Origin of the sequence: Pediococcus inopinatus (assembly GCF_002982135.1) — a bacterium.
Classification (GTDB): Bacteria; Bacillota; Bacilli; order Lactobacillales; family Lactobacillaceae; genus Pediococcus; species Pediococcus inopinatus.
Map to the genome: position 1 here is coordinate 328,655 of NZ_CP019981.1, position 14,380 is coordinate 343,034.

The window sequence follows — 14,380 nt, forward strand, 5'->3', positions numbered from 1 at the left end:
ATTGACGTCAAAATTAGAGATAACGATTGAATTTAATCTTCTTCTAATATATAATAAGAACAACTTTTGTTAAGAAAGTACATAATGATGGAATTCGCAAGATTTCACAGAGGGGTTGGAAAATAATTATGAATGTTAGATCAGCAATAAAAGTTGGAGCAGTTGCGCTCGCTTCAACATTTGTTTTGGCTGCGTGTGGATCCAAGGACAGTAGTTCGTCGAAAGAATCAGTTAACTTTGAAGAAAGTGCTGAAATTGCGACAATGGATCAATCGAAGGTTACCGATGTCGTTGGTTTTACCCAGTTAGGAAATACCCAAGAGGGCCTTTACCGATTAGGTGAGAAGAGCAAAGTTAACAATGCTCTTGCAACAAGTACAAAGGAATCTAAAGATGGTAAGACTTGGACATTTACAATTCGTAAGAATGCTAAGTGGAGCAATGGCGATCCTGTTACTGCTCAAGATTTTGTTTATGGCTGGCAACGAACGGTTAATCCAAAAACCGCTTCTGAGTATGCTTACTTATTCTCAGGCATCAAAAATGCTGACAAGATCATGTCTGGTAAAGTAAACTACAAACAGTTGGGAATCAAAGCTGAAGGTAAGTATAAGTTGGTTGTGACGTTAGATCGTCCGATTGCTTACTTCAAGTTGTTAATGGGCTTCCCAACTTTCTACCCACAAAACCAAAAGGCTGTGGAAAAGTACGGCTCTAAGTACGGAACAGCTTCTGATAAATTAGTTTATGATGGTCCTTACAAACAAGTTGGTTGGACTGGTACAAACTTAAGTTGGAAACTTGAAAAGAATAATAATTACTGGGATAAAAAGAACGTCAAAATGAATACCATTAATTATCAAGTTGTCAAAGATTCAAGTACTGGTTTGAACTTGTATAACAGTAAGAAGCTTGATGTTGCTAATATTATTGGTAACCAAGTTGCACAATACAAGAACAACAAAGATTATGTTTTACGTAAGCAATCATCAATGTTCTATCTTCAATATAATATGAAGAAAGAAAAAGTTTTCCGTAATGCTAAGATTCGGAAAGCAATCTCAATGACGATTAATCGTAACCAATTGACAGGTAAGGTTCTTGCTGATGGTTCAACAAATCCTAAAGGACTTGTTTCAACTGGTTTAGCAAGCAATCCTAAGTCTGGTGAAGATTTTGCAACTGAATCTGAAGTTAAGTCAGCAGTTACACCAAACTTAACGGAAGCTAAGAAATTAATGGCTGAAGGACTTAAAGAAGAAGGCAAATCAAGTTTGACCTTTACACTTCTTGGTGATGATACAGCTTCAACAAAGCAAATCACTGAATTCCTACAGTCACAAATTGAAAAGTTACCTAATGTCAAAGTTAATTTGCAAAACGTACCATTTAAGACACGTTTGACAAATTCTTCAAATGGTAAGTTCGATGTTGTTCTCTCTGCATGGGGTGCTGATTTCTCTGATCCAATTTCCTTCTTACAATTATTTGTAACTGGAAATGCTCAGAATAATGGTGGCTTCAGTAACAAACAGTACGACGCATTGATCAAGGCTTCCAATACAACTGATGCCACAAATCCTGAAAAACGTTGGGACGACATGGTTCAAGCTGAAAAGATCTTGATGAATGATCAAGGAATTGCACCTGTGTACCAGCAGGCAAAATCGCAGCTTTGGAACTCTAAGTTGAAGGGCGTTGTTTACAACACTGCTGGTGTCAACTTTGATTACAAGAATTTAAATCTGACAAAATAATGTTTCATTATATTAGGCGTTAATTTTGGACAGGAGGGTAAGGGCTCGCGTAACTGCTGACCCTTACCCCTTTGTTATAAAGGCAAAGTTGGTTTGAGAGAAAGATTGGGAGGAATATAAATGGCAAGATATTTAGTAAAGCGAATCTTTTACCTGGTTTTAACGCTGTTTTTGATTGCAAGTATCACCTTCTTCTTAATGAAGTTGATGCCCGGAACACCATTGAATAACCAGGCAAAATTAACACCGGAACAGATTAAAACAATCTATGCTCACTATGGATTGAACAAACCGGTATGGCAGCAATATATTAGCTACATTGTGGATGCAGCACATGGAAACTTTGGGTTATCATTCCAGTTTAGTGATCAACCTGTTTCTTACTTGATTTCAAGCCGGATTGGACCTTCATTACAATTAGGTGGTCAAGCCATCATTGTAGGTGTTTTCTTCGGAATCATCGTTGGATCTTTAAGCGCAATCCGTAAAAACACATGGATTGATGGAACTTCAACTTTTATTTCAATTTTAGGAATCTCGATTCCAAGTTTCGTACTGGCAATCTTGCTTCAATACTATTTAGGACTGAAATTGCAGTGGTTCCCAATTGCTGATTGGGGTGGATTCTCATACACGGTGTTACCAACCTTGGCGTTAGCAGCTTCGCCTTTTGCAGAAACTTCACGGTTTGTCCGAACTGAAATGGTCGATGTTTTGGGAAGCGACTATATCGAATTAGCGAAGGCAAAAGGATTAAGTCGAATTGGGGTTGTTTGGCATCACGCCTTACGTAATAGTTTAATTCCATTAGTTACAGTTATTGGGCCATTGGCAGCCGCTATTATGACTGGATCAATGGTTGTGGAAAACATCTTCTCTGTACCAGGAATTGGGGAACAATTTGTAAAATCCATCTTGGTAAATGATTACCCAACTATTATGGGTGTCACGATGTTATATTCTGCTTTACTATGTGCAATCTTATTGTTAACTGATTTAGTTTACGGAATTATTGATCCACGAATCCGAATTTCTGGGAATGAGGGGTAAATAAATGGAAGAAAAAATGAATTTAGCACCGGATGCATTTGAACCGGTATCTAAAAAAGATGAACTAGATGATGAAAAAATCGTAGCCCCTTCCCGGACATTTGTTCAGGATGCATGGCGGCGGTTGAAACAAAATAAGGCTTCCTTTGTTTGTTTATGGATCTTGGCTATTATCTTTGTGGTTGCTTTTACATCACCACTTACAGCTTCACATCCAAATGATTCAAATCCAAACTATGCCAATTTACCACCCAAGATTCCCGGCATCAATATCAATGGTTTGAATGGAACTTCAGTGGTTGCTGGTAAACGTGTAGATGCTTATAAACAAAATAATGTGCCAAGTAAAGTGCATTACACTTTAGGAACTGACTACTTAGGTCGTTCATTGGCTCAACGTATCTTACGAGGAACTTTAGTTTCCTTGTTAATTGGTCTTTTTGCTACCTTGATTGATTTAATTGTCGGGGTTGGGTATGGGATTGTTTCGGCCTGGAGAGGTGGAATAACCGATATTGTCATGCAACGGATAATTGAAGTTATTTCATCTGTACCTAACATCGTTATCATGGTTTTATTCATGCTTGTTCTAAAGGGCGGGATGTTACCAATCATTTTGGCGATTGCCTTTAATGGATGGACGACGATGGCCCGGCTGACGCGAGCGCAAACCTTGCAATTGAAAACACAAGAGTATGTCCTGGCAGCCCGTACATTAGGTGAGTCAACTTTTAAAATTGCGATTAAACATTTATTGCCTAACTTATCAAGTGTGATCATTATTCAAACAATGTTTACAATTCCATCCGCTATTTTCTTCGAAGCTTTCCTAAGTTATATCGGAATTGGGATTCAAGCTCCAACTGCTTCTCTAGGAACATTAATTAGTGATGGTCAAAAGAACTTCCAGTTCTTGCCATATCAAATGTGGTATCCTGCAATTGTGTTATCCATTGTTATGATTGCATTTAATATTTTGGCTGATGGTTTACGTGATGCGTTTGACCCTCGAACAGCCCGCAGATAGGAGGAAGTTACAATGGAAAATGCAGAAGAAAATATTCTAGAAGTAAAAAACTTAACCATTGACTTCCATACCTATGCAGGGACAGTCAAAGCGATTCGTGACGTTTCTTTCCATTTGAAAAAGGGAGAAACTTTAGCAATTGTTGGTGAGTCTGGTTCTGGTAAAACAGTTACGACTAAAACTGTCATGGGATTATTAGCAAATAATGCTGAAGTTGTTGAAGGAACAGTGAAGTTTCATGGCAAGAATATTCTTAAAATGTCAGAAAAAGAACTAGAAGATATTCGTGGAAAAGATATTGCCGAAATCTTCCAAGATCCGATGACTTCTTTGGATCCAACCATGAGAATTGGTCGCCAAATTGCGGAGCCTTTACAGATTCACAAAGGTTACAGTCGTGAAAAGGCCAACAAACAAGCCTTAGAAATGCTTAAATTAGTTGGAATTACAAACGCTAAAGAACGAATTAATGATTATCCACATCAATTTTCTGGTGGGATGCGTCAACGAATTGTGATTGCCATTGCGTTAGTTTGTTACCCAGAGATCTTGATCGCTGATGAACCAACAACTGCCTTGGATGTGACAATTCAGGCTCAAATTCTTGATTTAATGAAAGAATTACAAGAGAAAATTTCGACTTCAATTATCTTTATCACCCATGATTTAGGAGTTGTTGCCGGGATGGCTGATCGTGTGGCTGTTATGTATGCTGGTAAAATTGTGGAATATGGAACGGTTGATGAAATCTTCTATAATCCGCAACATCCTTATACATGGGGGCTCCTGAATTCAATGCCTACTCTTGATACGCGCAAAGGGAAGTTGGAATCTATTCCAGGAACACCGCCAGATTTATTGGATCCACCAGCTGGTGATCCGTTTGCTGCGCGGAATCCTTATGCAATGAAGATTGATGAGCAAAAAGAGCCACCATTTTTCAAAGTGTCAGATACCCATTATGCTGCCACTTGGCTTTTGCATCCAGATGCACCAAATGTAGAACCTCCAGTCGCAATCAAACGTCGTCAAGAAGTCTATGCAGACCGTTTGAAAAAGGGTACGATCAATCAAGGTCATATTCATTCAACTGGGAATACAAGCTTTGGTGTGAACGATGACGATGCAATTGGTGAGTAAAGGAGGCTAATCATGGATACACGAGAAAAAATTCTAGAAGTAAAACATTTAAAACAATATTTTAATGTTGGTAAAAAAGATGAAGTACGTGCCGTCGATGATGTTTCCTTTGATATCTATAAGGGTGAAACCTTTGGATTAGTTGGCGAATCTGGTTCTGGTAAGACAACCACTGGCCAAGCTATTATTCGCCTACTTGATCCAACTGATGGTCAAGTGCTTTTTAACGGGCGCGATGTAGCTTCACTTAAAAGTAAAAGTGATTTGATGGCATTTCGTCGTGAGATGCAGATGATCTTCCAGGATCCATACGCATCATTAAATCCACGGATGAAAGTTAAAGATATCGTGGCTGAAGGAATTGATATTCATCATTTGGCCAAAAATGACCTTGATCGAACAACTCAAGTAGAAGACTTACTTGAAACGGTTGGGTTGAACCGAGATCATTCTAGTCGTTATCCAAACGAATTTTCTGGTGGTCAGCGTCAACGAATCGGGATTGCGCGTGCTTTAGCTGTTCAACCTGATTTTATTATCGCTGATGAACCAATTTCAGCTTTAGATGTTTCAATTCAGGCTCAAGTTGTGAACTTGATGAAGGAACTCCAAGAGAAATCTGGGTTAACTTACTTATTTATTGCACATGATTTATCAATGGTTAAATATATCAGTGATCGAATCGGTGTTATGCATTATGGTAAGCTCCTTGAAATTGGCCCCGCAGAAGAGGTTTATAATCATCCGCTTCATCTTTACACGAAGAGTTTGGTTTCAGCTGTACCACAGCCTGATCCTGAATTTGAACGTAATCGTCGTCAAGTTGTTTATGACTCATCTCTAGAATTTGATGATAAAAAACGTCAAATGGTAGAAATTGCGCCACAGCATTTTGTCCGTGCAAGTGAGGATGAAGTTGCCATTTATCAAAAACGAGCGACTGAAGAAGGACTTGAAGTTCTTTAAAAAACAGTACCAATTAAAAAAACCCGTAAGATGAAGTGAACCCCCAAGATTGGACAGATAAAATGGGTCTCTGTCAAACTGTATTGGTAGAGATTTTTGAAGGCATGTTCACTTCGGTGAATGTGCTTTTTGTTTACTCATGAATTAAACTGATACGAATGAAGAAGTTATGAATATTTCGAAAACCAAAACAGCTACGCTTTAATACCTTGATTTTGCGATTAAGTCCTTCAATAGGACCGTTAGAATACGGATAACGACAACTGTTGAGCACTGCTGAGCCGTTCTTAACGAAGGTTGAAATGGTGACGTCCATTTGATTACCAGCTACTTGGTAGTTGGTAATCAAATTTTTAAATCCCGTGGCATTCTTTTGGTGGATAGCAGTTAGAATGCCTTGATAAGTTTGATACACAGTTTTGAATTCTGGAAATTCATCTAAGGCAAGGTCGATGGCGTTCTGTTGGGTCATATACTCGTTAATGCCTCGTAAATAGATAAGCTTAGTGTCATTGATTTTCTCTTCTGCCAAATGAAATAAACGCCATTGAGATTTAAGGATGCGGTAAATGCGTGAATGCTTATCTTGAAAAGTACGGATAATGCGTGTACGTACATTGTCTAGTGCACGACCAGCAAGCTGAATAATGTGGAAACGGTCAATAATCGTGACAGCGTTCGGGAATAAACGATGAATAAAGCTGGCATATTCGGCGTTCATATCAATAGTAATTGTTTGAACTTTCGCACGTTCTTGAACTGAATAACGAGCTTCAAAGTAATCAATGATATCCTTACTGAGACGATCTTCGAGGGTCACAATGCGGCGATGACTAACGGCATCGCAACAGTTAAAGGACATTAGATGATTACAGGAACGAAATTCATCGAAACAAAGATTTGGTGGAAGTTGCTTAACACGGTAAGCCAAGTGAATATTTGCATTTAAAATACGTTGCACACTACTTGGTGAAATGCCACAAATTTTAGCGATTTCTTTACTGGTCAGCATGTCACGAGCTAGCACAATGACCTGATGTTTAACATTGTGGGTAAAAGTTTCATTACGTCTAACGAGGTTAGTTTTAGCTCCACAGGTTTTTAAACAATGTTGGCATTGATATCTTTGTCTTCTTAGCTGCATTTCATAACGTCCGCCTGATAAGGTTCCCAACCTTAGATGACTAACGTGGGTACCGTTTTTAATTAGACTTTTATGGCCACAATGGGGACATTTCACAAGCTGATAAGAAAGGTTGGCGTGAACGACATGAATTCGTTGTCCATTCGGGCAACGTTTCTTGGTAACACCAGTTACGGTTATATTTGGGTCTGTCATTTCAAACAAGCTTAAGATAGAATTAGTTAGGGACATCTGTTTTTCCTCTTTTCGATTTTGTTTGGTGATTAAATCGTAGCACAAAGAGGACAGATGTCCTTTTAATTTTCAAAATAAAAACTGGTATCAGTTATTCACCAATACCAGAAAGTGTAGACCCGATAAAATCTAATCTTGGGGGTTCTTTTATGGTTAAATTTAATTTTGATTTCAAAGTGAAAGTAGTAACTGAATATTTAGGTGGTCTGCCCGTTAATTCATTAGCACACAAATACAGGATTGGTAGTAGTGCCACAGTTTTAAATTGGATTCAAAGATATGAGAAATTTGGCCTTAACGGTCTTAAACGCAAAGCAATGGATTTAGAATATGCTAGCCAGTTCAAAGTCGATGTATTAAACTGGAGAAAACAAAATCAGGCCTCGCTTCCAGTAACTGCCTTACATTTTAATTTATCCTCGCCGAGTACCATTTGGCAATGGGAAAGTCGGTTTAAGGCATTAGGAATTGTGGGTCTAGAGCGAAAGCGAGGCAACGCCAAGAACATGGTAAAACACAAGAATAAAAGTCGCAAACCCATTGTCCAAAAGGACAATTCCACAGCCAAAGAGGATTTAAAACAGCTTCAAAAAGAAAATGAAATGTTAAAGATTGAGAACACCTACCTAAAAAAATTAGAGGCCTTAACTCGGAAAAAATCAGTACAAAAGAAATCTCAGAAATAGCCATCGAGTTAAGGCAACTATTCCAAACTTCTATCAAACTGATTCTTAAAGTAATCCAAATTCCACGCAGTACCTATTACTACACTCAGAGTCATGAGAGACGTAAATTTGATGATGACCAGATTATTCAAGCAATAGACGAGATTCGCCAAAAAGATCCAAAATACACCAAAAAATACGGCTATCGAAGACTTACAAATGCATTACATGATTTAGGATTTAAAGTTAATCATAAACGCGTTTTGCGAATTATGCAGGAACACGGGTGGTTGTGTCATGCCTTTAATCGACAAACTAAAAAATATAATTCATATAAAGGTTTAGTGGGTAAAATCGCCGCTAATCGCTTAAAGCGACGCTTCAAAACCGATAGACCTTATCAAAAGCTCGTCGCAGACGTTAGTGAATTCAGATATGGAAGCATGGGAATGAACGAACGAGTTTATCTCGAACCAGTTCTTGATTTGTTTTCTGGAGAAATTCTAGCATTCAATATTAGTGAACATCCAACAGTTAAATTCGCAATTAAACCACTTAAGGAGGCTTTAGAAAAACTACCAAAACTAAATTACCGGACAACAGTCCATACTGACCAAGGCTTTCAGTATCAACATCGACACTGGCAGCAGGTTTTAAAGAAACATCACGTTTATCAAAGCATGTCACGTAAAGCAACTTGTCTTGATAATGCGGTGATGGAGTCTTTCTTTCACATTATGAAGGCTGAAATGATGGATGAACATTTTGAAGATAAAGCTAGCTTAGTCCAAGCAATGACCGAATGGATAGGCTTTTATAATAATCGTCGAATCAAAACAAAATTAAACGGCAAGTCTCCGGTAAAATACCGAGAACTCGCCGTTCAAAAAGCAGCATAAATATTTGTCCAATTTTATGGGTTCACTTCAAGATCTGAAAAAAGATCTTACTGTTTTTTTGGTTCATTTTTAAATACTGCTATCGCGAATAATTAGTGAAGTCCCAATTGTAAGCTTTCTGGGGACCATATTACGTTTTTGAAACTGTTCATTTAAAAGATCAAAGGCCGCCCGGGCCATTGCGTTACGTGAGACGTGGACCGTGCTCAAACTAGGGGTAACGTATTGCGCTGAAGTAATATCGTTAAAGCCAATAATCGATACTTGTTTGGGGATTTCTATTTTGTGTTCTGCTAAAGCTCTCATCGCCCCAATTGCAATAGAATCAGAGCCGATTAGAAAGGCCTTAGGAAGCTTTGAACCCGATTGCTGGATAATCATTGGTGGCTAATGTGGAAGTATTCTTCCTGGACGCGAAGCTGATTTCTTAATTTGGAACCATGACATGGATCTTAAAGAAACATACTTGGATGGTGAATCACGATACCAAGCATAAACGTAACTAATTTGCGCGTTGATCGTTTGAAACTGGGACTTAACCGGAATCAAATGATCAATGCGTTTTTGTTTGGTTTATTGAGCACCGAAGCATGGTATTGATTGACAAGAGAAACCGCTTCCTGCCATAATATAGGTGATGATTATGTAACTTGGGGGAGATGCTTAACTTTGTATAGACATTTGGTTATAACCACACAGGTTAAGGAGAACAGGTATGCTTATCACATGGCTTCTAAAGACGATAGTAAGATTCTCAGTCAAAGGGATGCCTTGATCCAAGCATTGCCTAGTAATGCGTTAAACGTGCTCTATTATGTGCATGTTCTAGATGCTACAGGTAAAAGCTTTGAAGCTGTTCAAAAAGATAATGAACAACTTAAAAAGGTTGAAGAAGTTACAGACGCTAAAGAATTTACCAAGCTGGTTTTTGATAGGAAACTCTTACGATTAGCCGATAAACTCCAGTACAGAGAAATGAATAACTTAGACCAGTTAATTGACTGGTTTAACGAAAACTAAGTTTTACGCATTTTAGTGAATTGCGTAAGGCTTAGTTTTTGATTACATACAAAAAGCCAATCCTTGGGAGGAAGGATTGGCTTTTTAATATTTATAACACATCGATTGTTTAGATCTTCAAGACTTCTCGTAGAGCAAAGAAGGTAACAATGAGCTGACCAAAGGTTACCCAGATGTTATGGTGTGTTGCTGAGGCAATCACTGCCGCGACAATGACAACTAAAGCCCATAACATTGTCTTTGTAATCTTTTGTTTCTTTTGTTTATCAGTTAATTCTTGTCTTTCGTTCATTTTATTGACCTCCTTTGCCAAGTCAAAGTTTTAAGTTTCTATTCTATCAATTTAGTTGCTTTCTGCAGCAGCAGCTTGTTCTTTAGCGTAAACAGCGTTACGTTTCTTCATTTGAACAGAGTACCACCAGAAGAGTAAGCAATATGCTGCAAGTCCTAAGACTGCGTAGATAACAAACTTGATTTCACCGGTAGATGCTTTACCTACTGCGTAAGCTAAGAATTGTTCGATAGGACCTTCTTTAGTAGATTCAGCAATTTGGGTTCCAGCTTTAAGTCCAGCAGGGAATGCACCAACTGATTTAGCAACTGATGTAACGAATGGAGCACTTAATGTACCAGCCCAAAGGAAGATAGGAAGTTCAACGGCACCAATAACGATCATACGAATGATACGTCCACGAGTTACAACCAAAAGTGCTGGTGTAACACCCATAGCAATGATTCCGCCTAAAGGAAGAATATGGTTACCAGGGAGAACTAATGATTCGAGTAAAAGAATAGGTGCAAGGACGTTTGCGGCAGCCCACATTTCAGAACGGCCGGCGATAAATGGCCAGTCAAGGCCGATATTTAATTTACGTCCCTTTAAGTGTTTGTTAGCTAAGTCAGTAACACCTTGTGATAAAGGTTCAACAGCTTTGATGAACCATGAACCGATAAGTGAGAATAACTGCAAGCAGACACCACCAGTAAATGATAATGTAAAGATTGTTTCAACATTTTGACGACCAACTAAACCAATGAAGATACCTAGGTAACATCCAATGGCGAAGTTGCTTCCCCAGAAACCAATCTTTTCGTTCAATTTTGCAGAATCAAAATCAAAACGGTCTAACCAACGGAAAAGTAAATCATAAATCTTGTTTAATAACATAATTACAGGGTTCATCATGTAGTTCAAATGAGTTGTAGTCATTGGGTTTTCATGATTATCCAGTAAATCATCAAACGTAGGTTTCATTAAATCAGAGTTAACAATCTTCAAGGCACCAATTAAGAGAATAAGTAGTGTAGCAACCCAGAAGTTTGCTCCAAAGTAAATTGCCATTAAAGCTGTAAATGAAATATGCCAAATATCGAAAATATCAACATCTAACGTATCTGTCCATTTAAGCGCTAACATTGCAACGTTTAAAAGAACCATAAGTAGCAAGAAGAATAAGGTATATGGAGAACCCCATGTGATCGTTGCTAGTGGAGCCCAACCAACATCAGTGATAGAAAGTTGGATTCCAGTTGACTTAACGAACGCTGTTAAAGCTGGTTGGTAGGTAGTAGTAAGTAAATTAATAATGGCACTAATACCAGTTAAAGCGATCGCTAAACGAATACCACCTTCAAGGGCTCTAAAGAATTTAACTCCTAAGGCCCAAGCAATCAAGGTTAAAACAATTAACATAATAGGCGCAGCACCCAAAGCGATAATGGGCTTGAATACCACGTTGGCAAAATGAATAATGGTCTGCATCTTGTTCAACTCCTTCGTATTTTTTGGAAATTTTGTAACCAAATTTAGTGGCGAAGACTCCATAAAAGAAATATGTAAGCGAAGAGAGGGATGCTCTCTTCAAAATCACTTAGCTTAAGTGATTCTTTTTAATAGCGTCTTCAATCTTATCGTAAACTGGAGCAGCCATTGCAGGCATTCTGTAAAGAATGGCACCAGCATCAATTTCAGGAACTGTAATATCAAAGCTCAAATCTGGTTTGTTAATAGGTAAGAAGACTTGCACACCCTTCATTGTTTCTGGGTTGAGATCTTTGATTTGGATAGCTTCAACGTTAACTTGATAGCCACGTTTCTTCATTTCCGCTTCAACAGCATCCTTAATTTGATGACTGGAATTAACACCAGCTCCACAAGCAGTTAACATTTTAATCATAGTAAATTCCTCCTTAGAATTTTTAAAATTTATTACCAAAGTTAATGAAACGAATATCTAGAACTTAGACTGCAAAAATGAATAAATAGCTTCTTCAGTGTTGCTCTTGAAGAATGTCAAAAGCTGATTTTGGGGAGTCTTGCTAATGAAGTCCATGATTTGCGCTAGGACATTCGACTGACCCTCTGGATCGTCATTCAAAATCATAAATAGGAAGTTAACTTCTAATTTTTGACTTGGATCGATCATATTATTAAAGGCGATAGGGTTCTTCAATTTAATAGGAATAACCTTACGTTCTTTAACAAATTCAGCTTCCGTATGGGGAATTGCCACGTTAGGGTATTCTGGAGAAACCACTGACAAATCAATTCCGGTTGGATACTTATCTTCTCGTTCGTTTAGGTTCTTTAAGAAGTCGGCTGTGACGTGACCTTTTTTATAGAGGTCATCAGCAACTGTCTTAAACACATCTGCACGTGAAGTTGCATCACTCACGTACACAGTGTCTCTATCAAAAAGAGAAGTCTCTGCTATTTTATCTGACATATATTTTCACCACCTCAATCACAAATGTGAAATAATGTTCACTTTTGTTTGATATCGTTTACAAACTTAATTATAAACAAGCGCTTTCAAATGTCAACCAAAAATTTAAAATTAAAAAAATGCGCTAGGGTATTGACTTTTTGTTAGGGCTCGTCTATTCTAGAAACCGAAACATAAATAAACAAAAACGAACATTCTGTAACACGGTTTGTTCTTAAATTATTCCAAAGGAGGGAGGCCAGTGCTAAAAAATGAAAGAGTAGCGACCATTTTAAGCACGGTCAATCAATCAGGTGTTGTAACAGTTCAAGAGTTAGTGAATGAACTTAATGTATCATCCATGACAATTCGTCGTGATTTAGAAGAGCTCGAACAAGAGCATCGCATCGTGCGAGTTCATGGGGGTGCACAAAGTATTCATACCTCGGATCAGCGTGAAGCTTCCTATATACAGAAGCGAAAACTACATGTTGCTGAAAAAAGCGGGATTGCGCAACAGGTGGCAAGCATGATTGCAGAGGATGAAACAATTTTTCTTGGACCAGGGACTACAAACGAACTCGTTTCGAAATACCTTAACCTTGCAAACCTAAGAATTGTCACAAACAGTTTGCCGGTCTTTGAACAATTTCGAAATGAACATAGTGAGTACGAACTGTTTTTGGTTGGTGGAACTTACCGTGAACGAAGTGGTGCTTTTATAGGAAGTTTAGCAAACGGCCTCCTAAAAAATTTAAAAATGCATAAGGCATTCGTTGGTGTCAATGGCATCAATGGAAACAGCATTATGAACGCCAATTCTGATGAAGGGCAGACGCAAAGCATTGCGTTGGATCAAGCCCAAAAGAAATTTGTCGTTGCTGATCACTCTAAACTGAACCGTAATGATTTCTATGCCTTCTATCATTTGGACAAATGTGATGGCTTGATTACGGATCAGGATATTGATTCGGCAACCTTACAAAAGTATCAGAAATTGACAAAAGTTTATAACAGTACAAACAAAAAACAAAAGGAGAGATTTGCATGAAAGTCGTAATTGGTTCAGACGAAAAAGGATTCAATTTAAAGGAATTAGTTAAAAAGTACTTGTTGGATCATAGCTATGAGGTTATTGATGTGAGTGAAAAACCTGCAGAAGATTTTGTTGATTCATCACTTGCCGTTACTAAAGAAGTTTTGAATGGTAACGCTGATAAAGCAGTTATGTTTGATGAATATGGGGTTGGTTCCGCAATGGCAAGTAACAAGGTTAAAGGAATGGTTACAGCTAACGTCGTTGAAGAAAATACCGCACATATGACAGCAATGCATAATGGTGCAAAGGCCATCTCAATTGGTAGTGGCGTGGTTGGCGAAAAGTTAGCATATAATATTGTTCAATATTACTTGGATACAGAGTATGCTGGTGGCCGTCATCAAGTTCGTTTGGATATGTTGAATAAGATGATCTAAGTTTGCGGAGAGAAGCGGTTATTCATTGAGCATAACCGCTCTAGGTAAGAGAGCAAGAGAATTATTCAAGTAAACAACAAAACTATACAAAAGATTGAAAACGTTTTATTTGTAAGATGAATTCTAAGGATGAGTATTCGTCCTTAGAATAAGATTTTGCAAATGCAAAATAGACAAAAATTTTGAGGAGGAGCCAGTCCAACTAGGAGCGAAAGCGACGTAGCGAGGATGGACATCCGTCCCGAAAGTAAGATTTTGCGAATGCAAAATAGACAAAAATTTTGAGGAGGAAATCAC

General features: G+C 38.1%; 16 protein-coding genes. 10 read left to right on the forward strand and 6 right to left on the reverse strand.

Annotation, left to right across the window (positions count from 1 at the left end):
- The first annotated feature begins 128 nt into the window (after positions 1 to 128).
- The 5 genes from PI20285_RS01585 to PI20285_RS01605 all read left to right on the forward strand — a co-directional run bounded on the left by PI20285_RS01585 (position 129) and on the right by PI20285_RS01605 (position 5,940).
- Positions 129 to 1,757, forward strand: a complete 1,629-nt coding sequence (locus tag PI20285_RS01585; protein ID WP_057775251.1) for a peptide ABC transporter substrate-binding protein — start codon at positions 129 to 131, stop codon at positions 1,755 to 1,757.
- A gap of 120 nt (positions 1,758 to 1,877) precedes the next feature.
- Entirely contained in the window at positions 1,878 to 2,807 is a 930-nt protein-coding gene (gene opp3b / locus PI20285_RS01590) for an oligopeptide ABC transporter permease (protein WP_057775254.1), read from the forward strand.
- Positions 2,808 to 2,811: 4 nt separating this feature from the next.
- Entirely contained in the window at positions 2,812 to 3,834 is a 1,023-nt protein-coding gene (locus PI20285_RS01595; RefSeq protein ID WP_057775256.1) for an ABC transporter permease, read from the forward strand.
- 12 nt (positions 3,835 to 3,846) lie between these two features.
- Complete coding sequence (locus PI20285_RS01600; protein ID WP_057775258.1) at positions 3,847 to 4,974, forward strand: ABC transporter ATP-binding protein; 1,128 nt, start codon at positions 3,847 to 3,849, stop codon at positions 4,972 to 4,974.
- A 12-nt stretch (positions 4,975 to 4,986) separates the two neighbouring features.
- On the forward strand, positions 4,987 to 5,940 hold the full coding sequence (locus PI20285_RS01605; protein ID WP_057775260.1) for an ABC transporter ATP-binding protein: 954 nt from the start codon (positions 4,987 to 4,989) through the stop codon (positions 5,938 to 5,940).
- Positions 5,941 to 6,073: 133 nt separating this feature from the next.
- On the opposite strand, the gene PI20285_RS01610 is transcribed toward PI20285_RS01605, so the two are convergent.
- Positions 6,074 to 7,363, reverse strand: coding sequence for an ISL3 family transposase (locus PI20285_RS01610; protein WP_245080531.1), 1,290 nt, complete (start codon positions 7,361 to 7,363; stop codon positions 6,074 to 6,076).
- Positions 7,364 to 7,467: 104 nt separating this feature from the next.
- On the opposite strand from PI20285_RS01610, the gene PI20285_RS01615 reads away from it, so the two are divergent.
- Positions 7,468 to 8,004, forward strand: coding sequence for a helix-turn-helix domain-containing protein (locus tag PI20285_RS01615; protein ID WP_063698703.1), 537 nt, complete (start codon positions 7,468 to 7,470; stop codon positions 8,002 to 8,004).
- Positions 8,005 to 8,063: 59 nt separating this feature from the next.
- A complete protein-coding gene (locus PI20285_RS01620; protein WP_245080653.1) occupies positions 8,064 to 8,882 on the forward strand; it encodes an IS3 family transposase in 819 nt (272 codons plus the stop codon).
- Positions 8,883 to 8,951: 69 nt separating this feature from the next.
- Here PI20285_RS01620 and PI20285_RS01625 read toward each other — a convergent pair whose 3' ends face one another.
- A complete protein-coding gene (locus PI20285_RS01625) occupies positions 8,952 to 9,263 on the reverse strand; it encodes a substrate-binding domain-containing protein (protein ID WP_057773439.1) in 312 nt (103 codons plus the stop codon).
- 345 nt (positions 9,264 to 9,608) lie between these two features.
- Between PI20285_RS01625 and PI20285_RS01630 the strand changes: the two genes are divergently transcribed.
- A complete protein-coding gene (locus PI20285_RS01630; protein ID WP_063698250.1) occupies positions 9,609 to 9,902 on the forward strand; it encodes a hypothetical protein in 294 nt (97 codons plus the stop codon).
- Between the two features lie 109 nt (positions 9,903 to 10,011).
- Here the strand turns inward: PI20285_RS01630 and PI20285_RS01635 are convergent, their stop codons facing one another.
- The 4 genes from PI20285_RS01635 to PI20285_RS01650 all read right to left on the reverse strand — a co-directional run bounded on the left by PI20285_RS01635 (position 10,012) and on the right by PI20285_RS01650 (position 12,628).
- Complete coding sequence (locus PI20285_RS01635) at positions 10,012 to 10,194, reverse strand: hypothetical protein (protein WP_057773443.1); 183 nt, start codon at positions 10,192 to 10,194, stop codon at positions 10,012 to 10,014.
- 51 nt (positions 10,195 to 10,245) lie between these two features.
- Positions 10,246 to 11,664, reverse strand: a complete 1,419-nt coding sequence (locus PI20285_RS01640) for a PTS transporter subunit IIC (protein WP_057773445.1) — start codon at positions 11,662 to 11,664, stop codon at positions 10,246 to 10,248.
- A 109-nt stretch (positions 11,665 to 11,773) separates the two neighbouring features.
- Positions 11,774 to 12,079 (reverse strand): PTS sugar transporter subunit IIB, encoded by a 306-nt coding sequence (locus PI20285_RS01645; RefSeq protein ID WP_057773446.1) that lies wholly within the window; start codon positions 12,077 to 12,079, stop codon positions 11,774 to 11,776.
- Between the two features lie 57 nt (positions 12,080 to 12,136).
- Positions 12,137 to 12,628 carry a PTS sugar transporter subunit IIA gene (locus PI20285_RS01650; RefSeq protein ID WP_057773448.1) on the reverse strand — a complete coding sequence of 164 codons (492 nt, stop codon included), beginning with the start codon at positions 12,626 to 12,628 and terminating at the stop codon, positions 12,137 to 12,139.
- Between the two features lie 241 nt (positions 12,629 to 12,869).
- Here PI20285_RS01650 and PI20285_RS01655 point away from each other — a divergent pair, with 241 nt between their 5' ends.
- Together PI20285_RS01655 and lacA are read left to right on the forward strand one after the other, a co-directional pair.
- Complete coding sequence (locus PI20285_RS01655) at positions 12,870 to 13,658, forward strand: DeoR/GlpR family DNA-binding transcription regulator (RefSeq protein WP_057773450.1); 789 nt, start codon at positions 12,870 to 12,872, stop codon at positions 13,656 to 13,658.
- Positions 13,655 to 14,083 carry a galactose-6-phosphate isomerase subunit LacA gene (lacA, locus tag PI20285_RS01660; RefSeq protein ID WP_057773452.1) on the forward strand — a complete coding sequence of 143 codons (429 nt, stop codon included), beginning with the start codon at positions 13,655 to 13,657 and terminating at the stop codon, positions 14,081 to 14,083. The genes PI20285_RS01655 and lacA overlap by 4 nt, the downstream gene beginning before the upstream one ends.
- The last annotated feature ends 297 nt before the right edge of the window (positions 14,084 to 14,380 follow it).